Raw genomic sequence first — 22,757 nt, forward strand, 5'->3', positions numbered from 1 at the left:
GGCCGGGAGCGTGTCGACCTCGCCGCGCTGTTGCGCGAGCTGGCCGCGCGTGGCGCCAACGAGGTGCTGGTCGAGGCCGGGCCGCGGCTGGTCGGCGCCTTCGCCAGCCTCGGGCTGATCGACGAATACCGGATCTTCGTCGCCGCCAAATTCCTCGGTTCGTCCGCACGGCCGCTGCTGGAGCTGCCGCTGGAGCGCATGAACGAGGCGCGCGAGCTGAAGATCGTCGATATCCGCGCGGTGGGCGAGGACTGGATGATCGTGGCGATCCCGCGCCTGGCGTAGGTTGGTTGGGGCCGCCTAGGTTGAGCACCGGCGAAGCCCAACGAGTGGATTGTCGGACATCACCGTGGTGCGATGTCGAAGCTCGGCGCCACGTGCGCAGCGGAACGCCGTCCGCTCCCCAACCGCCCGTGCCTCATGCATCGCCCCGGCAAATGTGATAAAACGCCACACGGCCACAGGCGTGGCCGCAACGTTCTCAGGGCGGGGTGCAATTCCCCACCGGCGGTAATGGCCATAGGCCTAGCCCGCGAGCGCTTGCTTCGGCAAGGTCAGCAGACCCGGTGCGATTCCGGGGCCGACGGTATAGTCCGGATGAGAGAGAGCGGGATATTCCGATGGGCGCCGTTCGTGCGCCCGTCATGCATCCCCATCGATCTGTCGTGCCCTGTTTTTCACAAACAGGAGTTCGTCGTATGTACCGCTGCAACAGCCTTCCACGGGAGGCCGCATGTTCACAGGAATAATCGAAGCCATCGGCACCATCCGGGCGCTCACGCCCAAGGGCGGCGACGTCCGCGTGCTGGTCGAGACCGGCAAGCTGGACCTGGCCGACGTCAAGCTGGGCGACAGCATCGCCGTCAACGGTGTCTGCCTGACCGCCGTCGAGCTGCCCGGCAACGGCTTCTGGGCCGACGTCAGCCGCGAGACCCTGGCGCGCACCGCCTTCATCGATCTCAAGGCCGGCAGCCGGGTCAACCTGGAAAAGGCCCTGACGCCCACCAGCCGCCTCGGCGGTCATCTGGTCAGCGGCCACGTCGACGGTGTCGGCGAGGTCGTGGCGCGGGAAGATAACGCCCGCGCCGTGCAGTTCCGCATCCGCGCGCCGCGCGAGCTGGCCCGCTACATCGCGCTCAAGGGCTCGATCACCGTCGATGGCACCAGCCTCACCGTCAATGCGGTCAATGGCGCCGAATTCGAGCTGACCATCGTCCCGCATACCCTCGGCGAAACCATCATGGCCGACTACCGCCCGGGGCGGCAGGTGAACCTGGAGGTCGACCTGCTGGCGCGCTACCTGGAGCGCCTGATGCTGGGCGACAAGGCCGCCGAACCCAAGGCCTCGGGCCTGACGGAAAGCTTTCTGGCCGAACACGGCTACCTGAACAAGTGAAGGATCGGCCCCATGGCTCTGAATACCGCTGAAGAACTGATCGAAGACATCCGCGCCGGCAAGATGGTCATCCTCATGGATGACGAGGACCGCGAGAACGAGGGCGACATCATCATCGCCTCCGAATGCGTCACCGCCGAGCACATCAACTTCATGGCGCGCTTCGCCCGCGGCCTGATCTGCATGCCCATGACCCGCGAGCGCTGCGAGCTGCTCCGGCTGCCGCTGATGGCGCCGCGCAACGGCTCGGGTTTCGGCACCAAGTTCACCGTCTCCATCGAGGCCGCCGAGGGCGTGACCACCGGCATCTCCGCCGCCGACCGTGCGCGTACCGTGCAGGCGGCCGTGGCCAAGCATGCCCAGGCCGAGGACATCGTCAGCCCCGGCCACATCTTCCCGCTGATGGCCCAGCCGGGCGGCGTGCTGGCGCGCGCCGGACATACCGAGGCGGCCTGCGACCTGGCGCGCATGGCCGGGCTCGAGCCCAGCGGCGTGATCTGCGAGATCATGAACGACGACGGCACCATGGCGCGGCGGCCGGAGCTGGAGGCGTTCGCCGAGCAGCACGGGCTGAAGATCGGCACCATCGCCGACCTGATCCACTACCGGATGATCCACGAGCGCACCGTCGAGCGTGTTTCCGAGCAGCCGCTGGAAACCGAGCTCGGGCAGTTCAACCTGGTCACCTATCGCGACGGCGTGGAAGATACCGTGCACATGGCGCTGACCCGCGGCGAGATCTCACCGGAGGAGCCGACGCTGGTGCGCGTGCACAACATGGAGCCGCTGCGCGACCTGCTGCTGGTCACCGTGCCCGGGCGCTGGAGCCTGCGTGCGGCGATGGGCGAGGTGGCCAAGGCCGGCAAGGGCGTGGTGCTGCTGCTCGGCAACCCGCTGACCGGGCCGCAGCTGCTGAGCCAGCTCAACCGCCAGCAGCCGCCGACGCCGGCCACCTACAGCACCGTCGGCGCCGGTTCGCAGATCCTGCGCGACCTCGGCGTGCGCAAGATGCGCCTGATGAGCTCGCCGATGAAGTTCAACGCGATATCCGGCTTCGATCTGGAAGTTGTAGAATACCTGCCCGCCGAGTAACGGCTGCCGCGCTACTGCGCTTGGACATACTGCGTTGAAAACAGGCGAGGCTTGCTCATTTACCTCGGTAAACTCCGCCGCCTCACCTGTTTTCGCCTTGTCTGTCCGGCGCTCGCTACGCGCTGCTCCGCAGGGCTGCCAATTTTGCCTACAAGCTCTTTAACGCTATACGAGATTTGTTTCCATGCCCCTGAAGACCATCGAAGGAACCTTCATCGCCCCGCAGGGCAAGTACGCCCTGGTCGTAGGCCGCTTCAACAGCTTCGTCGTCGAGAGCCTGGTCAGCGGCGCGGTCGATGCGTTGGTGCGCCACGGCGTCAGCGAGAGCGACATCACCATCATCCGCGCCCCGGGCGCCTTCGAAATCCCGCTGGTGGCGCAAAAGGTCGCCCAGCAGGGTGAATACGACGCCATCGTCGCCCTCGGCGCGGTGATTCGTGGTGGCACGCCGCACTTCGAATACGTCGCCGGCGAATGCACCAAGGGCCTGGCCCAGGTGTCCATGGAGTTCGGTGTGCCGGTCGCCTTCGGCGTGCTGACCGTCGATTCCATCGAACAGGCCATCGAGCGCTCCGGCACCAAGGCCGGCAACAAGGGCGCCGAGGCCGCACTCTCCGCCCTGGAAATGGTGAGCCTGCTTTCGCAGCTGGAGGCCAAGTGAGCCTGAATCGCGACGACAGCCAGGACGCCCCGCAGCCCAAGGCCAAGGGCAAGATCGCTACGCGCCGGGTGGCGCGCAGCCTGGCGATGCAGGCGCTGTACCAGTGGCACATGGCTGGGCAGAGCCTCAACGAGATCGAAGCGCAGTTCCGCGTCGACAACGATTTCGACGGGGTCGACGGTGCCTACTTCCACGAGCTGCTCAATGGGGTCGCACGCAAGAAGAGCGAGGTCGACCAGGCCATCGCGCCGAACCTCGACCGCCCGCTGGAGGAACTCGATCCGGTGGAACTGGCGATCCTGCGCCTGTCCACCTACGAGCTGATGCAGCGCATCGACGTGCCCTATCGCGTGGTCATCAACGAAGGCATCGAGCTGGCCAAGGTCTATGGCGCCACCGACGGGCACAAGTTCGTCAACGGCGTGCTGGACAAGCTGGCGCCGTCGCTGCGCAGCGCCGAAGTGCGCAACCACAAGCGCTGAGGCCGGCTCGCCTTGCTGGGTGAGTTCGAACTGATCCGCCACTACTTCGCCGCCGCCGCTTGTGCCAGGGCCGGCGGCGAAGTCGTGCTCGGCATCGGCGACGATTGCGCCCTGCTGGAGATTCCCGCCGGCGAGCAGCTGGCGGTTTCCACCGACACCCTGGTCGCCGGGGTGCATTTCCCCGAGCTCTGCGATCCTCATCTGCTCGGCCAGCGGGCGCTGGCCGTCGCGGCCAGCGATCTCGCCGGCATGGGCGCCACGCCCATCGGCTTCACCCTCGCGTTGACACTGCCCGCTGCCGATCCGCTCTGGCTGGCCGAGTTCGCCCGTGGCTGGACGCCATGGCGCTCGATTGCAGCCTGCGCCTGATCGGTGGCGACACCACCCGTGGTCCGCTGTGCCTGACCGTCACCGTGTTCGGCCGGCTGCCGGCCGGGCAGGCGCTGACTCGCGCTGGTGCGCAGGTCGGCGATCTGCTGTGTGTCGGCGGCGTGCTCGGCGAGGCGGCCGGAGCATTGCCGCTGGTGCTGCATCAGGCCGAGGCCGAGGCGGATGTGGCCGAACATCTGCTGGCCCGCTACTGGTCGCCGCAACCGCAACTGGCCCTGGGCGAAGCGCTGCGCGGCAAGGCCACGGCGGCGCTGGACATCTCCGACGGGCTGCTGGCCGACTGCGGGCATATCGCCAGGGCCTCGGGCGTCGCGCTGCGGATCGAGCGCGAACGCGTGCCACTGTCCGAACCGCTGCGCCGTTTCGCCGGCGATAGCGAAGCGCTGCGCTGCGCGCTGGCTGGTGGCGACGACTATGTGCTGGCCTTCACCCTGCCAGCCGCCGAGCTGCCGGCGCTGCAGCTGGGCGGCTGGCCGTTGCACGTCATCGGGCGGGTGGTCGACGGGCAGGGGGTGCAGTTGCTCGATGCCGAGGGCGAGGAAATCGCCGTGTCCGCGCGTGGCTACAACCATTTCGAGGCCTGAGTCGGGGCGATCCCGGCCCACATCATAAGGAAGGCGTTTTGAGCGAGATTCCGCAGGCGACCACCGCGCAGGTGCGCCCCGCCGTCTGGAACAATCCCTGGCACAACCTGGCCTTCGGCTTCGGTTCCGGGCTGATGCCCAAGGCGCCGGGTACCTGGGGGTCGCTGGTGGCCCTGCCGTTCGTACCGATGTGGCAGCTGTTGCCCGGCTGGGGCTACCTGCTGATGCTCGGCATGACGATGCTGTTCGGCATCTGGCTGTGCGGCAAGGTCGCCCGCGATCTCGGCGTGCACGACCACGAGGGCATCGTCTGGGACGAGTTCGTCGGTATCTGGATCACCTGCTGGCTGGTGCCGGAAGGCTGGTACTGGCTGCTGCTCGGGTTCGTCGTGTTCCGTGTCATGGACATCGCCAAGCCCTGGCCGATCAGCTGGGTGGACCGCAACGTCCACGGTGGCCTGGGCATCATGCTCGACGATATCCTCGCCGGCCTCGCCGCCTGGGCGGTGATGCAGGGAGTGGTGGCGCTGCTGGTTTAGACGCGATTGTGCGGCTGGTCGCTGCAGCGATCACGTGGCTGATGGATGATTCCGTTGCGTCACGAGCCACGTTGCCGCGTCAAATGGTGCCGGCCCCCCGCGCCAAGCCGAGGAATGCCCCATGCGTAGTATCGAAATCCTGTTCGCCGGCCTGCTGTCGCTGTCGCCGGCGATCGTCCAGGCGGCCTCCATGGTGCAGGTGGTCGGCCTGTTTCCCGGTGCGGCGGTGCTCAACGTCGACGGCCAGCGCAAACTGGTCCGGGCAGGGCAGACCGGCCCCGGCGGCGTCGAGGTGATCAGCGCCGATGCCTCTGGCGCGCTGCTGCGGGTCGACGGCATCGAGCGTCGCTACGACCTCAGCCGCGAATACAGCGGTGCTTACGCCGCGCCGATCAAGACGCAGCTGAGCGTCGCCAAGGGTACGGAGGGCACTACTGGATCGCCGGCTCCATCAATGGCCAGTCGGTGCAGTTTCTCGTCGATACCGGCGCCACCTCGGTGGCGATCAACGAGAACCAGGCGCGGCGGCTGGGCATCGACTATCGCGTCAGCGGCCGGCCGATGGTGGTGAGTACCGCCAGCGGCACGGCGAAGGCCTGGCGCGTGCACCTGAACAGCGTCAAGGTCGGCACGATCGACGTGCTGGGCGTGGAAGCGGTGGTGGTCGAAGGCAGCTCGCCGACCGAGGCGCTGTTGGGCATGAGCTTTCTCGGCCGGGTCAGCTGGCGCGAGGAGCAGGGTGTGCTGCTGCTGGAGTCGAAGCTGTAAAAAGCAGCGGCAGGCGGCAAGAACAGCTGCAGACGATTCGGCCATGCCCGCGAAATGCGGCTGCATTCTAAAACTCCTACAGGGGATACGTCCATTCGCAACAGCCAACCCAGCTATGCAGGTGCGCGGCTGGGCTTTAGGCCACGCTGGGCGCGATGGGTGGGCTGAAGCCCACCCTTGTACTGATTCGCTTGCAGCTTGCAGCTTTTAGTTAGTGTTACAATATCCGCTTTTCTGCCTGCTGGGGTTTCTCCCGTGTCTGTCGTGTTCGTCGCTGCCTCCAAACTGCCGACGCCGTTCGGTGTGTTCACCATGCATGGTTTTCTCGATCAGGAAACGGGTAAGGAGCATGTCGCGCTGACGCTCGGCGACGTGGCCGATGGCACGCCGGTGCTGGGGCGGCTGCATTCCGAGTGCCTGACCGGCGACGCGCTGTTCAGCCTGCGCTGCGACTGCGGCTTCCAGCTGGAGGCGGCGCTGCGGGCGATCGCCGAGGAAGGCCGTGGCGTCCTGCTCTACCTGCGCCAGGAAGGCCGCGGCATCGGCTTGCTGAACAAGATTCGCGCCTACGAGCTGCAGGATGGTGGCGCCGACACCGTCGAGGCCAACGAGCGCCTGGCTTCGCCCCCGATATGCGCGACTACGGCATCTGCCTGCCGATGCTCGAACACCTGGGCATCGCCGAGATCAAGCTGATGACCAACAACCCGCGCAAGGTCAAGGCTTTGCAGGGCTTCGGCATCCGCGTCGCCGAGCGCAAGCCGCTGCAGATCGCGCACAACCCGCACAACCGCAAGTACCTCGCCACCAAGGCCGGCAAGCTGGGCCACATGCTCGGCGAGATCCATCAGGGCGAAGCCAAGCAGTCGTGAACCGCGTCGCCGCCCGCCGCCAGCTTGCCCGCGACGGCTGGCTGCATACCGTGTCGATGGTGCTGCCGGTACTGGTTCTCGGCCGGGTCGCGGCCCCGCTGGCCGAGTGGGGGCTGGCGCTGTTCGCCGCTGGACTCGTCTCGCTGTTCTTCAGCCTGCCGGCCTTCACCGCCTTCAAGCATGCGCTGATCGCCGCCGAACAGGCCCTGGACGGCAGTGCCGAACCCAGTGCCTGGGCGCAACTGCGCCGCGTTCGCCGCCGCGCCCTGCTGGTCGCCTCGCTACCGGCCTGGTTCGCTGCCGCCGGCACGCTGGCGGGCATGGAGCCGGTGGCGCAATTGCTGCTGGTGTTCGGCAGCCTTGCGCTGCTGGTGCTCTACCGCATTCCGCGGCAGCTGCACTGATGCGCGGCTTGCTGCTCGCCGCGCTGTTGCTGGCGGTGCTGCCCGCACCAGCGGCGCAACGGGTGGTGAGCCTGGCGCCCTCGCTCAGTGAAATCATGCTCGAACTGGATGCCGCGGATCGGCTGGTCGGCGTGCTGGATGGCGGCGAGCGGCCCGCAGCACTGGCGCAGGTGCCCTCGGTGGGGCGCTACGGCCAGGTGGAAATGGAAACCCTGCTCAGCCTGCGTCCCGATCTGGTCCTGCTCTGGCCGGACAGCGTGCCGCGCAGCCAGCGCGAGCAGCTGCAGCAGTTCGGTATTCCCGTGCTGGTGGTGGAGCAGACCCGCCTCGAAGGCCTGGCCGAACAGTTCAGGGTGATCGGCAGGGCGGCGGGGCGTGCCGAGCAGGGCGAGCGCCTGGCCGAGCAGTTTCGGGCAGGGCTCGCCGAGCTGCGCACAAGCTACGCCCGCGAGCGCCCGCTGCGGGTGTTCTACCAGATCTGGAATCGCCCGCTGTATACCCTCGGCGGCCGGCAGATCATCAGCGAAGCCATCGAGGTCTGTGGCGGGCGCAACGTCTTTGCCGATCTCTCCTTGGCGGCGCCGCAGGTGAGCATCGAAGCGGTGCTCGCCCGTGACCCGGAGGTGATCCTGGCCGGCAGCGGCGCACAGCTGGACGAGTGGCAGGCCTGGCCGCAGCTCGATGCCGTACGCAACGGGCGGTTGCTGGAAGTGCCCGACAAGGGGCTGGAGCGGCCGAGCTTCCAGATGCTGGGGGCGATCCGGAAGCTCTGCGAGGTGATGGTGCGGGCGGCGCCTTGAAGGCGTGCCCGCTTGCGGTCAGAGCGACGGAGTCCAGGTCATCGCGAACAGCAGGGTACGTCCGGCTTCGCGATACCCATAGTTCCGTGACGGGTCGAACCAGTTGGGCCCATCGGGGCGATCATAGGTTGCCAATGCATAGTCACGATCGAACAGGTTGTTGACCTTGGCCTCCCAACGCAGCTCCGGATGGCTCTGCCAGGCGGCGCGCAGGTCGAACACGCCATAGCCGGACAGCTCGCGGCTATTCGCGGCATTGTCGTAGCGGGTGCTGGAGATATGCCAGCCAGCCCCGACCGACAGGCTGGCGAAGGTCCGGTCGAGGTCGACGCTGAGCGTGCGTTTGGCGCGGCGCGCCAGAACATGGCCACTGTCCCGGTCGCGCGGATCGATGATGCTCAGGCCAAGGCTGGCCTGCCAACCCAGCAGCTCGCGCGCCGCGCTGGCCTCGAACCCGTTGATTCGCGCATGGCTGACGTTCTCCATCCGGGTTCCACCCCAGGCGATCATGTCTTCGACGTCGGTGCGATAGAGCGAGGCTTCGAGCAGGGTATCGTCCAGCTCGGCGCGCCACTGCAGCTCGTAGGTCTTCGAGGTCTCCGGCTCCAGGTCCGGGTTGGGCCCCAGGCCGGCGGAGCATAGAGGTCGGTGAAGGTCGGCGCGCGGAAGCCCTCGCCATAGCTCAGAATCCAGCGCTGCGACTGGCCGACCGGCAGGCTGAACGCCGCGTTCCAGCTGTTGTGGCTGCCGAACTGCTGGTTGTCGTCGTGGCGCAGGCCCAGCTCGGTGCCAAAGTGCTCGCCCTGGAAGCTGTGCTGGGCGAAGAAGGCCAGGTTGTCGCGGCTGTCTTCCTGATAGGCCGTGGTGGCGTCCAGGCGGTCTTCGTACCAGTCGCTGCCGAGGCTCAGCTGCTGGCGCTCGTCCAGTTGCAGGCGGTTGATCCAGGCGGCGGAATGGCGGGTGGTCTCCAGCAACCCATCGTTGTAGTTGGAACCGACCGCACGGTTGCGGTCGAAACTGCGGCCCAGTTCCAGGCGGCTGTTCCAGATAGGGGCCAGCTGGCCGTCCAGGTAGCCGCTGTAGCTGCTGAGGCGAAACTCGTCCTGCGGCGTGCCGGGGGCGAATTCGTAAGCGTCGTCGTACTCGTTCTTGCCGCGCTGATCGTTGAGGCTCAGGCCGGCTTTCCAGTCGGCGTTCAGCCGATGATCCAGCTTCAGGTGCAACGCCTTGCTGCGCTGGCCGTCGTCGTCGCGATCGGCGCCGCGATTGTCGCGGGTGATGTCGAAGCCGCCGCGCTCGTCGAGGCTCGCGCCCAGGTGGACGCGGGTCCGCTCGGTTCCGGCTGCCAGGCTCAGGCTGCGCTGGAAGGTCTGGTCGCTGCCGGCGGCAAGGCGGAGCTCCGGCGTCAGCCCCGGCTCGCCGCTGCGGGTGAAGATCTGGATGACGCCACCGATGGCATCCGCGCCATAGAGCGACGAGCGCGGGCCGCGGATCACTTCGACGCGCTCGATATTGTCGATGGCCAGGTAGTCGAGACGGGCGAAGCCGCTGGTGGCCGAGGCAATGCGCTGGCCGTCGACCAGCACCAGGGTCTGCGCCGTGCCGGTGCCGCGCAGCGATAGCGATGGCAGGCCGCCAGCACTGCTGATCTGCACGCCGGGCACGCGGCGCAGCAGCTCGGGCACGCTGCGCGCCTGCAGGCGCTCGATGTCGGTGCGGGTGAATACGGCGTTGGCTGCCGTGGCCTGGGCGCGGGGTTCGGCCTGGCGGGCCGAGGTGATGAGCATGCTCGGCAGCTCCTGCTCGGCATCGGCGAACACCTGGGCGCCGGGCAGCAGCGCTACGGCCAGGGCGAGACGGGACAGTTTCATTCTTGGAATTCCTCAAAAGATCGCAGACTTTTGAGGAGGGCAGGAACAAGCGCGGGGATGACGGGCAGCAGCGCTTGACGGTGCTGCCCTCCGCAACACCAGTCGAATCCGTCAGGCCGGTCTCCGGGCTTTCGACGCGCATCGCGCTCGCCTTCCCATGTCGGAACACAGTGGCTGTCGAGCGGACGGCGATCCCGAGGATCGCGGTCGATTACCGTTGCGGGGGCAGCGCCGGCCTTGCTCCTGCGAGCGCACCGGCTTCCCGTTTAATGCGGACCTTGCGGTCGTGCACACCTGGGCGGATAAGAAAACGCGCGAACCTTACGGCCGGGCGCGGGGAAACACAAGTGGACGACGCAAAGCAGCGAGCCGCCACCGCGCCCGCCTGAAGCTTGAAAGGCATCGCCCCGAGGTCGGGCCTCCCACAAAAGCAGCGGGCCTCCACCGAACCTGTGGGCGCGCCCTCGCGGCGATACAGGCCGCAGGCCTGCCCGAGCGGCGACAGGTCCTACGACAGCCCTCCGACGATGCGCAGCGCGCTCTGGCCGTTGCCCTGGCGCTGCACCTGGATCTGCACCGGAATGCGCTCGTGCATCTCGGCCACGTGGGAAATCACCGCCACCTTGCGCCCCTGCGCCTGCAGCGAGTCCAGCGCGTCCATGGCGATCTGCAGCGACTCGGGGTCGAGGCTGCCGAAGCCCTCGTCGATGAACAGCGATTCGATGCGCAGCTTGCTCGATGCCATCGAGGCCAGGCCCAGCGCCAGCGCGAGGGAGACCAGGAAGGTCTCGCCGCCGGACAGCGAGTGCACCGAGCGCAGTTCGTCGCCCATCTCGGTATCCATCACCAAAAGCCCCAGCGGCTGCCGCCGCGCTTGAGCCGGTAGCGCCGGGCCAGCTGGCGCAGCTGCACGTTGGCGTGCTGCACCAGCAGGTCGAGGTTGTAGCCTTGCGCGATCTTGCGGAAGGCGCCGCCGTCGCTGGAGCCGATCAGCGCGGCGATACGCCCCCAGCGCTGCTGCTCGGCGCGTGCCTCGTCGATCTGCGCCAGCAGCGCCTGGCTCTGGCTGCGGCGCTTGTCGTCGTCGAGCAGCGCGGCGCGGGTTTCGGCGCAGCGCTGCTCGGCCTGCTCGCAGCGTTGCAGCTGTTCGGCGTGCTCGTGTTGCAACTGCCCGGCATCCGGCGCCTCGGCCTGTTGTTGGTGGTGGCTGGCCAGCCGGCCGAGGCAGCCGTCGAGGCGCTCGCGGCAACGGGTCAGGGTTTCGGTGTTCTGCTGCAGGCGCTGGCGCGCCTCGGCCAGTAGCGCGTCGTCCATCTGCAGCAACTGGGCGAGGGTGGCATCGTCCAGCTCCGGATGGGCGCTGCGCCAGGCGGCCAGTTCGGCCTGCAGCGCCTCGTGCTCCTGCGCCAGTTCGACGTGGCGCTGGCGGCAGTTGTCCTGCTCGCTCTGCAGGCGGGTCAGGCCGAGCTTGCTGTCGTTGAGCTGGCGGTCGATGTCGATCTGCGCCTGGCGGGCGGCCTGGATGGCGGCGTCCAGTTGCTGTTGCCAGGCACTGGCGCTGGCCTGCTCACCGAGGCTGGTGCGCAGTGCCTGCCGGCAGGCCAGCAGCAGTTTCTCGCGTTCGGCCAGGCGTGCCTGGCAGCTCGTCTGCTTCTCTTGCCGATGGCGCTGCTGCAGCTGTTCGTCACCCAGGCGCTGCTCGCACTGGCGCAGCTCCTCGGCCTGCTCGGCCTGCGCCTGCAGCTGTTGCAGGCGCGTCGCGACGTCGGCGTCCAGTTGCATGAAGGTCTGCGCCGGGTCTTCGCGCCAACGCGGCAGCCGTTCGGCCGGCAGCAGCCCGGCGAACGCCGCAAGTTCCTCGTCGAGCTGCTGGCCGTCGCGGGCGAGGGCGTCGTGCTGGCGGGCGAGCTGCTGGGTCGCTTCGACACAGGCTTCGCGTGCCGCCTGCCAGGCCTGTTGCAGGGTTTCGCTGCGCTGTTGCAGGGCCAGCAGCTGCTGCTGGCGGCCGCTGGCGGCGGCGATCTGCTCCCGAAGCCGATCCAGTTCGCGTTCCAGCCATTGCGAGCGCTCCGCTTGCGGCTGCCGGAGCAGCTGCGCATGCGCAGGCAGGGCCTGCAGGCGTGGCGCCAGGACCTGCAGCTGTGCCTCGACTTCGGCCTGGCGCTGCTGCGTCTGGCGCAGCTGGGTAGTGAGCGTGACGTGTCGATCGCGCAGTTCCTGCAGGCGCAGATCCTGGGCCTGCAGCGCCTGGCGGACGCGCTCGGCCTCGCCGTCGTCCTGCTGGTCGAGGCCGGCGAGCAGCGCATCGGCCTGGTGCCAGGGGTGCTCATGGCTGCCGCAGACCGGGCAGGGCTCGCCCGGAACCAGTGTCGCGCGCAAAGCTTCGACATTCTCGCTACGCGCCAGACGCTGGCGTTCGAGCAGGGCGAGGGTGACCTTGAGTGCCTGCTCGGCGGCATCGCGCTCGGCGCGCACCTGCTTGCCCAATGGCACCAGGCCGTCCAGCTCGGCCTGCTGCCCGCCGTGGGCATCGGCCAGCTCGCGTCGGCTGGCCTCGAGCGTCAGTTGCTGCGCCCAGAGTTGCCCGAGCGTTTCGCTTTCGCGTTCGGCCTGGCGCCATTCGTCCAACTGTCGGTGCAGCCGGGCAAGCTGTTCGGCCAGCCCGACTTCGCTGTCGCGCTCGCGTTGCAGCGCGTCGAGCGCCTCGCGGGCCAGGTTCTGCTCGGTTTCGGCGGCCTTGGCCTGCGCCGCCAGCGCGGGAAGTTCGCGCTGGCCCTGCTGCAGGCGTGCGGCCAGTTGCACCGCCTGTTGCAGACGCGGACGGTAACCGCCCCAGGCGGCGCAGAGCGGCTGCAGTTCAGCACTCGTGTCGAGTTGTCGGGTCAGTGCCGCGAGCTGTTCGGCGACGCGCTGCTGGCGTTCGGCGAGCTGCCCGAGCGCCGCCTCGCCGGCACGCGCGTCGGCCTCGGCCCGGGCGCTTTCTTCGCGGATCGTGGTCAGGTCGGCGTTAAGATGGCTCAGGCGTTCTTCCTCGCGGCGCGCCTGGACGAGCCGCGGCTCGGCGGCCTGGCGGGTCTGTTCGGCCGAACGCAGCTGGTTGCCGGCCGCGTCGCATTGACCCTGCAGTTCGGCGAGACGCTGCTGCAGGCTTTGCTTCTCGCGCTGCAGGCGAGCCAGGCTGTCGGCGGCCTTGCCCAGCAGCGGATCGAGCGCCTGCTGGCGGAGGAAACGATGGCGCTGCGGTGCGAGCTGCTCGAACAGCTCGAGAATGCGCCGGGCTTCGCCCAGGCTCTCGTGCTCGTCTTCGGCGTCCTGCAACTGCTGGCGGGCGGCAGTGCGCTCGCCCTCCAGGCGCTGCAGCTCGGTGAGCCACTGCCGCTGGGCTTCGAGTGCCTTGAGTTGCTGCTGCAGGGCTTTCAGTTCGTCGAGCTGGGCCTGGTGCTCGTGTTCCAGCGTCGTGCGCTGTTCCGGCTCCAGTGGCTTTAGCCCGCCGGCCTGCTGCTCCAGGCGAACGAGGTTTTCCCTGGCCTGCTTGGCGGCCTCGAAGGCGGCCTGGCCGAGGCGGCTGTAGAGGCCGGTGTCGGTGAGCTTTTCCAGCAATGTGCCGCGCTCGTTGTCGTCGGCCTTGAGGAAGGCGGAGAACTCGCTCTGCGCCAGCAGCACGGCGCGGGTGAACTGCGCCAGGGTGAGGCCGAGCCGGGCTTCCAGCAGCTCCTTGAACTCGCGCTTCTTGCCGCTGGCCAGCACTTGCCCGCTGTCCAGCTCGGTGAGGCTCTGGTTGCTGGCCTGCAGGCGCCCGTCGAGCTTCTCGCGCGCGCGCTTGACCTCCCAGCGGCGCGATAGCGGCGGCCATCGACGCCGACGAAATCCACCTCGGCATAGCCGCTGCCACAGCCTCGGCGCAGCAGGTTGCGTTCGTCGCCGCCGCCGATCTCGGTATCGAGATCGGGCACCTTGTTCAACGGCGAGACGTTGTCCAGCCGTGGCGTGCTGCCGAACAGCGCCAGGCACAGGGCGTCGAGGATGGTGCTCTTGCCGGCGCCGGTCGGCCCGGTGATGGCGAAAAGACCTGCGCTGGCCAGGGGCTCGGCGCTGAAATCGATGACCTGCTCGCCGGCCAGCGAGGCGAGGTTCTTCAGGCGGATGGCGAGGATCTTCATGCGTCACTCTCCTCGCTGGCAAACTCGACCCGTTGCAAGAGTGTGGTGAAGTCGTCCAGCGCCTGGTCGTCCGGCGGGTTGCCGAACTGTTCTTCCCAGGCGCGGGCGAACAGCTCCTGCGGGGCGATCTGGTCGAGGCCGAGCAGCACCTCCGACTCGCTTTCGCCACGCCTGCCGGCATACTCGCTGGCGATGCGCACCAGGCGCGCCGCCTTGCCGGCGAGCGCGGCCTCGATACGCGGGCGCAGGTCCGGCAGCGGTTCGTCGAGCAGCACGCGCACTTCCAGCCAGGGCAGGTTGTCGTCGAACAGGCCGGTCGGTGGCAGGGCTTCCAGCGCGGCGATCACCTCGGCCAGTGGCGCGCGGCCGATGCGGATCATCTCCACCACGCGCGGCACCGGCAGGCTTTCGACACCTTTGAGCTGCTCGCCCTCGAACTCGACCAGCAGCACCTGATGCGGATAGTTCACCTCGGCGAAGGACAGCGGCAGCGGCGAGCCGCTGTAGCGGATGCGCGATTGCCCGGCGACCTGCTGCGGCTTGTGCAGGTGGCCGAGGGCGGCGTAGGCGATGGACTCGGGAAACAGGCTGGCCGGCAGCGCCTCGGCGTTGCCGATGACGATATTGCGCTCGGAATCCTCCGACACCGCGCCGCCGGCCATGTGTGCATGGCTCATGGCGACCAGCGCCTGACCGGGCTGGCGCACGGCTTCGGCGGCGGCGATCAGCCGCTCGTGCACCTGGCGGATGCCGGCCAGGTAGTCGTCGCCGGCCTCGCCGCCGGTGACTTCGGCCGGGCGCAGGAAGGGCAGGGCGAGGCACCAAGCGGCGACCTTGCCGCTGGCGTCGTGCAGCGGCAGCAGCAGGCGGTCGTGGTCCAGCTGGCCGTCGGCGATCCAGCCGATGCGGCCGACGGCATGGGCGTTGATGCGCTTCATCAGCGGCGCCGGCAACTCGATGCGCCCACCGGAGTCGTGGTTGCCGGCGATCATCACGATATCCAGCTGCGGGCGTTTTTCGTGGGCACGGACGATGAAGTCGTACAGGCGCTCCTGCGCCTTGAGCGGCGGGTTTACCGTGTCGAAGACGTCGCCGGCGATGAGCAGGGCATCGGCCTGCCGGGCGACCAGCTGGTCGAGCAGCCAGTCGAGGAACTGCGCGTGCTCATGGTCGCGGTCCTGGCCGTGGAGGGTCTGGCCGAGGTGCCAGTCGGAGGTGTGGATCAGGCGCATTCGCTAAGGGCTCTTGGTGAGCGAGGGGGGCGCTGCGGCAGCGGGCCGGTGCGCTGTTCGTTGGGCTGAAATGTTCGCCATGACAAGTGACAAGGATCTTCGTGGCCGGTCGTTGCGTATTGCTGATACGCGAACTGTACCTTCCGCCAGGGCGGATGGGGTGCAGACACGCACCTGTGCATTCCGATTGAGTGCTCGATGGTGGCGCGATGCGGGTTTGCCTGCCGACGGCAGGGTACCGTCGGCGGCCCCGGTCGCTATGGCAGCGGGCTGGCAGCCGCCGTCAAGTACTGGTGCAGCTCGGCCAGCGGCAGCGGCCGAGCGTACCAGAAGCCCTGGCCGAAGGCGCAGCCCCGCTGGCGCAGGTAGTCCAGCTGGGCGGGGTGTTCTATGCCTTCGGCGACGACCTGCATGCCGGCACTGCGCGCCATGCTCAGGATGCCTTGGACGATAGCCTGATCGACCGGGCTGTCGGGTAGCATGGCGATAAAGCAGCGGTCGATCTTGATCCGGTCGAACGGCAAGCTCTTGAGCAAGGCCGGCGAGGAGTAGCCGGTACCGAAGTCGTCCATTGCCATCTTCACGCCGAGTTGCTTGAGTGCACCAATGCTGCGCGCAGCCTGGTTCAGGTCATGGAGGGCTGTGCTTTCGACTATTTCCACCTCCAGGCGTTCTCCCGGCAGGCCGCTTTCCTCCAGCGCCTGCCGGACCGAGGCGAGGAAGTCATCACGCAGGAGGGTGTCTGCGCAGATGTTGATTGCCACCGGCACATCGAGAAGACCGGCATCGATCAGTGTGCGGTTGTCCCGGCAGGCCTGGCGCACCAGCCAACGGTTGATAACCGGCATCAAGCCGTATTCGGCTGCCAGCGGCAGGAAGCGTTCGGGCGGAACCAGCCCCGCATCGCCGTCGCGCCAGCGCAGCAGAGCCTCCAGCCCGAGGGTCGGTGGGTTTCGTTCAGTTCGAACTGCAACTGGTAGTGCACTTCTAGGTGGCCGCGCTCTACGGCCCGACGTAACCGGGAGACGGTCTTGTACACGTGCTCCTCCCGCTGGCGTAATTCGCTGCGGAAGAAGCGCAGGATGTTGCCGCCCTCGGCCTTGGCCTGGTGCATGGCCAGGGTGGCGTCGTGCAGTAGCTTTTCCGCGGTGGTAGCGATGCCCGAGTGGATGGCGATGCCTAGACTGGCTCTCACCTCCAGGCATAGTCCGCCGGCTTCGAAGGGCTCGTCGAACAAGCCACGCAGTCGATCACCGAGCAGGCGCGGCAATAGGCGTCCTTCCGGTAGCGGGGATGCCACGACGAAACGATCATTGTCCAGCCGGGCAAGCAAGTCGGTGTCGCGCAGGTTATGGCGCAGGCGTTCGACGACCATGACCAGCAGGCGGTCGCCGGCCTCCTGGCCATGGTCGTCATTGACCTCTCGAAAGTTGTCCAGGTCAATGCAGATCAGCGCCAGATGCCGCAGATCGTGTTGGCTGTAGGTCATCATTCGTTGCAGGGCTTGGCAAAACCGGGTGGGCGTGGGCAGGGGGGTGGCGGCTCTTGGTTCCTGGCCACCGTGCCCGTAAATCTGGAGGGGGTCGGGGGCAATGTCTCGGATGATACTGACGGCGCTTATCAGCGACAGGTCGAGCGCCGCTTCCGTTGGCGCTGGGAGCTGTGCGTGACGGCTGGGGAGTCTGGCGGGCATGCTGGCGTCCTCCGGGGCAGGCGGCATACCGGGTGCTCGACCGTCGGTATCGCATGTGCCTAGTAAATCTGCCGGGAGGGGGCGCGTACATATGTAATTGGTCCTAGTCGGATGGTCTGAGACGACGCGTCCGTGCGGGGCCGGCCACATGGTTTGCGGGAAGAGCTTTAAAGGCGGATCACGGTGCGTCCGCGCAGGACTGTCTCGCCGTCGTGTTCCGGCAGGTCAGGGATACTGAAGGACAGCAGCCGCAGGGGTGGGATGATCATCGCCTCGCTGGCTGGGCCATCGCGGTTGTACTTGCGTTGTAGGCAGACGTGCAGGAGCAGGCGGCCGTCCTCCGGCCGGCTGTCGTCGAGGCGCAGGTGACCGTAGGCGGTGCCACTGGTTGCCGGCAGCCGCTGCCAGCTACCTGGTCCCGGCGGTGGACAGTCGCCGTTGCGCCACTGTGCGGGCAGCCAACTGGCTTCGACGACGCGCGACACTTCGCGGTCGATGGCAGCGACATAGTCGGCAGGGGCTTGGGCGGGATCCACCTTGATCGCCGCCCGCGCCGCATCGGCACTGATCTCCTTGAAGGAGAGGGTGAGCAGCAGTGGAAGGCTGTAGGCCAGGATGGCGTAGAAGGTGACGAAGAACGACACGAAGAGCGCCGCGAATTCGATGGCGACCGCGCCGAGCTGGTGTTGCCGACTGGACATGGGAATAGCTCTACTGGGCATGGGGTTACCTGACCAGCCTGGGAATGCCGCAGCTCAGCGCGTGGAGTTCGACATCGGTACGGCCGAGTTCCAGACCAAGGCCGGCCAGCAGGCTGCTCAGGGCACTGCCGACCAGGTCGAGCAGCGGCTCCAGCAGTTGCACGACGGGGGTCAGCAGCTCGGCCAGCAGTGGTTGCACGGTATTGCCGAGCAGGTTCTGCAGCAGCCCCAGTACGCTGCCCAGCAACCCGTCGAGCAGGCCGCTCTGGCTGTTTTGCTGAAGGGACTTGACCAGTTCGCCGCGTACGCAGGCGGCGGCTTTGTTGGTGCCGGAGCAACGGTTGCCGACGTTGCTGCGCCATTCCTGCATGACCGTCTGGGTGCCCAGCCCAAGCAGGCCTCCCGGGCGATCCCAGTCGAAGCCGTCGTGTTCCAGGCGTTCGCGTATCCGGTTGAGGTCGGCGGATGAATACTGGCCGGCCGCCGTGGGCTGTAGCGCCGCCAGAGCCAGATAGCTGTCGGCCACGTCCGCCGCGGCGTCTGCCAGCAGCTTGTCGCGACTGCTGGCGTTGGCCTTGAGTTTCAGCAGCTCCAGCAGTTCCCGGGTCAGGTCCGCGACAAGGGTGCCGATGGGCAGGTGGTTGACCTCGGTCGAGACGGTCTCGCCGACGGTCAGCGTCACGTCCTCGTCGTTCGATGGCAGGATGGGCAGGACGATCTTGCCCGGAACGGACAGGCCGGGCAGTCGGATCAGGTTTTCGTCGGCAACGTTACTGGCGCAGCTTGCCCGGGTGGCCCAGAGGGCGTCGGCGGGCATCCTGCCCACGCAAAGATTGCCCAGCTGCGACTGCATCCGGATGCTGGCCGTTGGCTTAGGCGCCTGGCAGTCGACGGCGTCCAAGGTGCCGGTCGAGCTGACCAGGTCGAGGATGATCGGCAGCTTGATGCGAATGCCGAGCAGGCTGGTGAGTGGCCCAACCAGAGTGGCGCCGTCGGTGTCGACGTTGACCAGGACGCGGATCTGGGCGTTGAACGCCGTGGTGCCCACCGGGCCGACCCCAATGGAGGGTGGTTCGACGATGCCGACCTTGACGGTCGCCAGGCCAAGCAGGCTGATCTCGTCCACCTTGAGCGCCCGCTGTTCCTCCGGCAGGCCGAGCAGCAGGCTTGTCTTGAGCAGGTCACCCAACTTGACCCGGGTATCCAGTGCCGGGCCGACCTGACCGTCCGGAGTCGACTCGATGGACAACAGGCCGGGGGTATCGGGGGTTCCAAGTAGCCTTACTCGTATATCACGTAGTATCGGGTTGCGCAGAATGTCCTGGCGCAGCAGGGCCAGCTTGGCCTTGAGCACCGAGTCGGAAACCACCTGCAACGACAGATCCAGCAGCTCGTCGAGGCCAAGCAGGCCGATGCGGGTATCGACTAGCTCGACCAGGCCCTGGGGCGACAGGGCTCTGAGCTGATCGATGCCAAGGTCGACGCCCAGGGCGTGCAGCAACCCGGCCGGGGCGACGGCGACGTTGGCCAGCCCTTCGGAGTCGAGCACGCTGAGGGTCCGTGGGTCGAGGCCGGCGGCGGCCAGCAGTCGGCCGAGCAGTTTGTCGCCGTCTAGGCGCAGCAACTGGGCGCCGACGCTGAAGCTGGCGCCGGGCTCGCTGCGCTCGGCCACGGCACTGGCGCCCAGCGTGATCCACTCCGGGCTGCTGGGGGAGAACAGCACGGAGGTACGCATCACCAGGCTGCTCGGCACTCGCCGCGTCACCTCAACGCGGACGGCGCGGCCGTTGGCGGCAGGCACGGCGTTGCGCAGGCCGCCGGCGGCTTGCAGGGTCACGCACTGGACGGTCAATGTATGCCCCTCTGCGCCAGTGGAAAAACCGTTCCGCCCGGCGTTCTCGCTGGCGTATTGCAGCGCCTGTGATGACGCAGCCGCGCAATCGCCCTGCGGCAGACGCGTGATGGCTTCCAGGGCTGCGCTGTCCGCCAGTTTCTGTAGACGGCGCTTTTCCAGGAATAGGCGACCACTGTCGAGCACCAGCGCGAGGAAGCCTAGCGCTAGCAGCAGAACGAAGGCCGACAGAATGCTGAAGGCGCCTCGTTGCCTACCGGGAAAGCCATGGTCGTTGGGGCGGCGCATGGGGGGAGGGTCCTCGTCTGGTCGGTGGGTGGGCAAGCTCGGGAGGGATCAGCGGATGCGGATGCTGCTTCGCCGCGGATTTCCTCGGGTAACTGCGGCACTTCCCAGCCGAGCAGGGAGAGCGGCGGCAGGATGCTGCGTGGATTGTCGTGGCGCAGGCAGACGCTCCACAGGTCGCCCGTGACCCGCAGCGGACCGTCTGGGTAACCCCTACAGGAGGCGAACCAGTCGGCGGGCAGCCAGGAGTCAGCGATGACCTGACGGACGCGAACCTGCTGGCTGGCCTGCAGGAGGATGGGGTCGCCCAACTGGAGGTCCTGATGGCGAATGGCTTCGCGCAATGCGTCGGCCGCCACTTCTTGGTAGGTGGCGGCGAGCAACAGCGGCATGCTGTAGCCGAGCAGACCGTAGAACAGAAAAAAGAGCAGGACGAAGAAGAAGGCGAACTCGATCGAGGTGGCGCCGGATTGTGTCCTGAGCGACTTTTTATTCACCGTGGCATACATCCGTGCGAGCGATATTTCCATGTAATGAACTATATGATCCTTGCTCGGTGGGCGCGATGTAAATAATTACTTGTATATAGTTATTAGGATATATATGGCGCTAGTTTCAATGTAATAGTCGTTATGGTTTATTCGGTGCGGCAATGGCTATAGTCGTAAAAGAATAATTGTCTCGTCATTGGCTCATTGTTTTTCATGTTGCGTAGATTCGCCCGATGTTTTCGGGCGTTTTCAAGCACTGTTCTAGGATGAGCACATGAAAAAGAGCATTACGCTAAGCAGTTGCACGGCCCTGGCCCTGATTCTTTCGGTCAGTATGGCGGCCGGTTGCAGCGCTACCACCAAGAAGTACTACGTGAGCGATTCGAGCAGTTCGACCCCGGTCGATCCGGGTAATGGCAACGGCGGGGGCGGCAATGGTGATGGCGACGGCTCCGGTGGCGGCGGCAATGGGGATGGCAGCGGCAACGGAGATGGTGGTGGTAACGATGGTAGCGATCCGCTCGCTGGCGGGACCATCAGCGATGTACAGGATCTGGTAGGCAGCACGGTGGAGGGCTCTCCGCTCGCCCCGGTCTCGGATCTGGTGGACAACCTGGTCGATCCTGAGAGCGGCCTGCTGGCCCCGGTCACCGGCCTGGTGGACAACCTCACCGGAAGCGGTGGCGCCTTGCAGCCGGTCGGCGATCTGTTGGGGGGCGTGATCGGCAGCGACGGCGTTCTGCAGCCAGTGGTTGGTATCGTTAATGGTGTGCTGGCCGAAGGTAGCGTTGGCAGCGGCAGCGTGAGTCAACTGCAGACCACTGTGGGCCAACTGACCGGCAGTGAAGGCGGCCTGGCGCCGGTGAGCGATCTGGTCGATACGCTAGCCAACCCGAGCTCCGGCCTGCTGTCGCCGGTGACCGGCCTGGTGGATCGGGTGACCGGACAGGGTGGTGCGCTGCAGCCGGTCGGCGACCTGACGGGCGGCCTGCTCGGCGAGTCGGGCGCACTGTCCCCGGTGCTCGGCACGGTCAACGGGGTGGTTGGTGGGCTCGGTTTGGCACCGGTGACCGATGCTGTCGGTGGCGTGGTAGGCGGGGTTAACGGCCTGGTCGATGGCGTGACCACCACCCTGGCTTCCGGCCAGACGGGCTCTGGTGTCATCACCGACGCGCAGGGCACAGTCTCCACTCTGGTGAACGGCACGGCGCTGGCCCCGGTGGGCGCGCTGGCGGACAACCTGGTCGATCCAGCCAGTGGCGTGCTGGCGCCGATGACCGGCCTGGTCGAGGGGCTGACTGGTCAGGGTGGTGCTCTGGAGCCGGTTGGAGGCCTGGTAGGTGGCCTGGTCGGTGAGGAAGGTGCGCTGAGCCCGGTGGTTGGTACCGTCAACGGCCTACTGGTCGGTCTGACCGGTGCCGAGGGCGGCCTGCTCGGTGGCCTGACGGGCGGAGAGGGTGGCCTGCTCGGCGGGCTGGTAGGTGGGGAGAGTGGGCTGCTCGGTGGACTGGCAGGGGGCGAGAATGGCCTGCTTGGCGGCCTGACTGGTGGTGAGGGCGGTTTGCTCGGCGGCCTGGCCGGCGGTGCCGGCGACGGCAGCGGTTCCATCGGTGCTGTGCAGGGTACGCTCGGTACGCTGACCGAGGGCACGGCACTAGTTCCGGTCGGTGGTCTGGTCAATGGCTTGGTCGATCCGTCCAGCGGTGCGCTGGCGCCAGTGACCGGCCTGGTGGACAACCTCACCGCACCGAGCGGCGCCCTGGCCCCGGTTGGTGGTCTGGTGGGTGGTCTGGTCGGAGAGGAAGGCGCTCTGAGTCCGGTGGTCGGTACCGTCAACGGCCTACTGGTCGGTCTGACCGGTGCCGAGGGCGGCCTGCTCGGAGGCCTGACGGGCGGCGAGGGCGGCTTGCTCGGCGGTTTGACGGGCGGCGAGGGTGGCCTGCTCGGCGGTCTGACGGGTGGTGAGGGCGGCCTGCTCGGTGGTGCGGAGGGAGTGCTCGGGGGGCTGACAGGCGGCACCACGGGCGCTCTGCTGGGCGGCCTTGGCGGTGGTAGTGGCGAAGGCAGCGGCGCTATCAGCGACGTGCAGGGTGCGCTCGGCACTCTGACCAACGGCACCGCCCTGGCCCCGGTCGGTGGCCTGGTCAACGGCCTGGTCGATCCGTCCAGCGGCGCGCTGGCTCCGGTGACCGGCCTGGTGGACAACCTCACTGCACCGAGCGGCACGCTGGCCCCGGTCGGCGGCCTGGTGGGCGGCTTGGTCGGAGAGCAGGGCGCCTTGACTCCGGTGTTGGGCACCGTCAACGGTCTGGTTGGTGGACTTGCCGGTGGCCTGACTGGGGACACCCAGGCCGGCAACGGAGGACTGCTTGGCGGGCTGCTCGGTGGTCTTGGTGGCGCCAGCCAGAACTGAACCCTCTTGACGCCCGGACGCGGCCCCCATGATCCATGGGTGTCGCGTCGGCGCTTGCGTACTTTTCCTTC

Annotated in this window: 15 protein-coding genes, 5 pseudogenes and 2 riboswitches; of the genes and pseudogenes, 12 read left to right on the forward strand and 8 right to left on the reverse strand. The window is 67.4% G+C overall.

Translation table 11 applies throughout. From position 1 onward, the window contains the following. The 11 genes and pseudogenes from BAY1663_RS08645 to BAY1663_RS08695 all read left to right on the forward strand — a co-directional run. Positions 1-285: dihydrofolate reductase family protein (locus tag BAY1663_RS08645; protein ID WP_037039558.1), on the forward strand; the 285-nt coding region annotated here is incomplete at its 5' end. A 188-nt stretch (positions 286-473) separates the two neighbouring features. Further along, positions 474-613: riboswitch (FMN riboswitch) on the forward strand. Positions 614-733: 120 nt separating this feature from the next. Further along, positions 734-1,396, forward strand: coding sequence for a riboflavin synthase (locus tag BAY1663_RS08650; RefSeq protein ID WP_037039568.1), 663 nt, complete (start codon positions 734-736; stop codon positions 1,394-1,396). Positions 1,397-1,408: 12 nt separating this feature from the next. Continuing rightward, positions 1,409-2,488 carry a bifunctional 3,4-dihydroxy-2-butanone-4-phosphate synthase/GTP cyclohydrolase II gene (gene ribBA, locus BAY1663_RS08655; protein WP_037039570.1) on the forward strand — a complete coding sequence of 360 codons (1,080 nt, stop codon included), beginning with the start codon at positions 1,409-1,411 and terminating at the stop codon, positions 2,486-2,488. 184 nt (positions 2,489-2,672) lie between these two features. Beyond that, entirely contained in the window at positions 2,673-3,149 is a 477-nt protein-coding gene (gene ribE, locus BAY1663_RS08660; RefSeq protein WP_037039572.1) for a 6,7-dimethyl-8-ribityllumazine synthase, read from the forward strand. A 2-nt stretch (positions 3,150-3,151) separates the two neighbouring features. After that, a complete protein-coding gene (gene nusB / locus BAY1663_RS08665; RefSeq protein WP_272888755.1) occupies positions 3,152-3,631 on the forward strand; it encodes a transcription antitermination factor NusB in 480 nt (159 codons plus the stop codon). 15 nt (positions 3,632-3,646) lie between these two features. After that, positions 3,647-4,605, forward strand: a pseudogene (gene thiL / locus BAY1663_RS08670) (thiamine-phosphate kinase). 38 nt (positions 4,606-4,643) lie between these two features. Continuing rightward, a complete protein-coding gene (locus BAY1663_RS08675) occupies positions 4,644-5,144 on the forward strand; it encodes a phosphatidylglycerophosphatase A (RefSeq protein ID WP_037039576.1) in 501 nt (166 codons plus the stop codon). Between the two features lie 121 nt (positions 5,145-5,265). After that, positions 5,266-5,912, forward strand: a pseudogene (locus BAY1663_RS08680) (TIGR02281 family clan AA aspartic protease). Positions 5,913-6,167: 255 nt separating this feature from the next. Then, positions 6,168-6,784 (forward strand): annotated as a pseudogene (ribA, locus tag BAY1663_RS08685) (GTP cyclohydrolase II). Next, positions 6,781-7,188 carry a hypothetical protein gene (locus BAY1663_RS08690; protein ID WP_037039579.1) on the forward strand — a complete coding sequence of 136 codons (408 nt, stop codon included), beginning with the start codon at positions 6,781-6,783 and terminating at the stop codon, positions 7,186-7,188. Before ribA ends, BAY1663_RS08690 begins: the two are co-directional and overlap by 4 nt. Then, complete coding sequence (locus BAY1663_RS08695) at positions 7,188-7,988, forward strand: cobalamin-binding protein (protein WP_037039581.1); 801 nt, start codon at positions 7,188-7,190, stop codon at positions 7,986-7,988. The genes BAY1663_RS08690 and BAY1663_RS08695 overlap by 1 nt, the downstream gene beginning before the upstream one ends. Positions 7,989-8,006: 18 nt before the next feature. Here the strand turns inward: BAY1663_RS08695 and BAY1663_RS08700 are convergent. From BAY1663_RS08700 to BAY1663_RS24635, 8 genes and pseudogenes are all read right to left on the reverse strand, one after another. Continuing rightward, a pseudogene (locus BAY1663_RS08700) lies at positions 8,007-9,859 on the reverse strand (TonB-dependent receptor domain-containing protein). Positions 9,860-9,955: 96 nt separating this feature from the next. Then, positions 9,956-10,172: riboswitch (cobalamin riboswitch) on the reverse strand. 195 nt (positions 10,173-10,367) lie between these two features. Beyond that, a pseudogene (locus BAY1663_RS08705) lies at positions 10,368-14,019 on the reverse strand (AAA family ATPase). Next, positions 14,016-15,251 (reverse strand): exonuclease SbcCD subunit D C-terminal domain-containing protein, encoded by a 1,236-nt coding sequence (locus tag BAY1663_RS08710; RefSeq protein ID WP_037039584.1) that lies wholly within the window; start codon positions 15,249-15,251, stop codon positions 14,016-14,018. Before BAY1663_RS08710 ends, BAY1663_RS08705 begins: the two are co-directional and overlap by 4 nt. A 257-nt stretch (positions 15,252-15,508) precedes the next feature. Next, a complete protein-coding gene (locus BAY1663_RS24630) occupies positions 15,509-16,186 on the reverse strand; it encodes an EAL domain-containing protein (protein WP_256206631.1) in 678 nt (225 codons plus the stop codon). Further along, positions 16,099-16,944, reverse strand: a complete 846-nt coding sequence (locus BAY1663_RS23540) for a GGDEF domain-containing protein (RefSeq protein WP_164838442.1) — start codon at positions 16,942-16,944, stop codon at positions 16,099-16,101. Before BAY1663_RS23540 ends, BAY1663_RS24630 begins: the two co-directional genes overlap by 88 nt. Positions 16,945-17,111: 167 nt before the next feature. Then, complete coding sequence (locus BAY1663_RS08720) at positions 17,112-17,645, reverse strand: TadE/TadG family type IV pilus assembly protein (RefSeq protein ID WP_037039586.1); 534 nt, start codon at positions 17,643-17,645, stop codon at positions 17,112-17,114. Positions 17,646-17,670: 25 nt separating this feature from the next. Then, positions 17,671-19,785, reverse strand: a complete 2,115-nt coding sequence (locus BAY1663_RS08725) for a pilus assembly protein TadG-related protein (RefSeq protein ID WP_128576175.1) — start codon at positions 19,783-19,785, stop codon at positions 17,671-17,673. Next, positions 19,704-20,312, reverse strand: coding sequence for a hypothetical protein (locus BAY1663_RS24635; protein ID WP_177325804.1), 609 nt, complete (start codon positions 20,310-20,312; stop codon positions 19,704-19,706). Before BAY1663_RS24635 ends, BAY1663_RS08725 begins: the two co-directional genes overlap by 82 nt. Positions 20,313-20,547: 235 nt before the next feature. On the opposite strand from BAY1663_RS24635, the gene BAY1663_RS08735 reads away from it, so the two are divergent. Further along, positions 20,548-22,686 carry a hypothetical protein gene (locus BAY1663_RS08735; protein WP_128576177.1) on the forward strand — a complete coding sequence of 713 codons (2,139 nt, stop codon included), beginning with the start codon at positions 20,548-20,550 and terminating at the stop codon, positions 22,684-22,686. Positions 22,687-22,757: the final 71 nt, after the last annotated feature.

It is taken from the genome of Pseudomonas sp. BAY1663 (assembly GCF_000582595.1).
Taxonomy (GTDB): Bacteria; Pseudomonadota; Gammaproteobacteria; order Pseudomonadales; family Pseudomonadaceae; genus Stutzerimonas; species Stutzerimonas stutzeri_AF.

What these genes read in the sequence shown, in the direction of transcription:
- BAY1663_RS23540 (WP_164838442.1), bottom strand. Translation starts at nt 16,944, where the DNA reads ATGCCCGCCAGACTCCCCAGCCGTCACGCACAGCTCCCAGCGCCAACG.
- BAY1663_RS08695 (WP_037039581.1), top strand. Translation starts at nt 7,188, where the DNA reads ATGCGCGGCTTGCTGCTCGCCGCGCTGTTGCTGGCGGTGCTGCCCGCA.
- BAY1663_RS08735 (WP_128576177.1), top strand. Translation starts at nt 20,548, where the DNA reads ATGAAAAAGAGCATTACGCTAAGCAGTTGCACGGCCCTGGCCCTGATT.
- BAY1663_RS08720 (WP_037039586.1), bottom strand. Translation starts at nt 17,645, where the DNA reads ATGTCCAGTCGGCAACACCAGCTCGGCGCGGTCGCCATCGAATTCGCG.
- BAY1663_RS08725 (WP_128576175.1), bottom strand. Translation starts at nt 19,785, where the DNA reads ATGCGCCGCCCCAACGACCATGGCTTTCCCGGTAGGCAACGAGGCGCC.
- BAY1663_RS24635 (WP_177325804.1), bottom strand. Translation starts at nt 20,312, where the DNA reads ATGGAAATATCGCTCGCACGGATGTATGCCACGGTGAATAAAAAGTCG.
- BAY1663_RS08650 (WP_037039568.1), top strand. Translation starts at nt 734, where the DNA reads ATGTTCACAGGAATAATCGAAGCCATCGGCACCATCCGGGCGCTCACG.
- BAY1663_RS08710 (WP_037039584.1), bottom strand. Translation starts at nt 15,251, where the DNA reads ATGCGCCTGATCCACACCTCCGACTGGCACCTCGGCCAGACCCTCCAC.
- ribE (WP_037039572.1), top strand. Translation starts at nt 2,673, where the DNA reads ATGCCCCTGAAGACCATCGAAGGAACCTTCATCGCCCCGCAGGGCAAG.
- ribBA (WP_037039570.1), top strand. Translation starts at nt 1,409, where the DNA reads ATGGCTCTGAATACCGCTGAAGAACTGATCGAAGACATCCGCGCCGGC.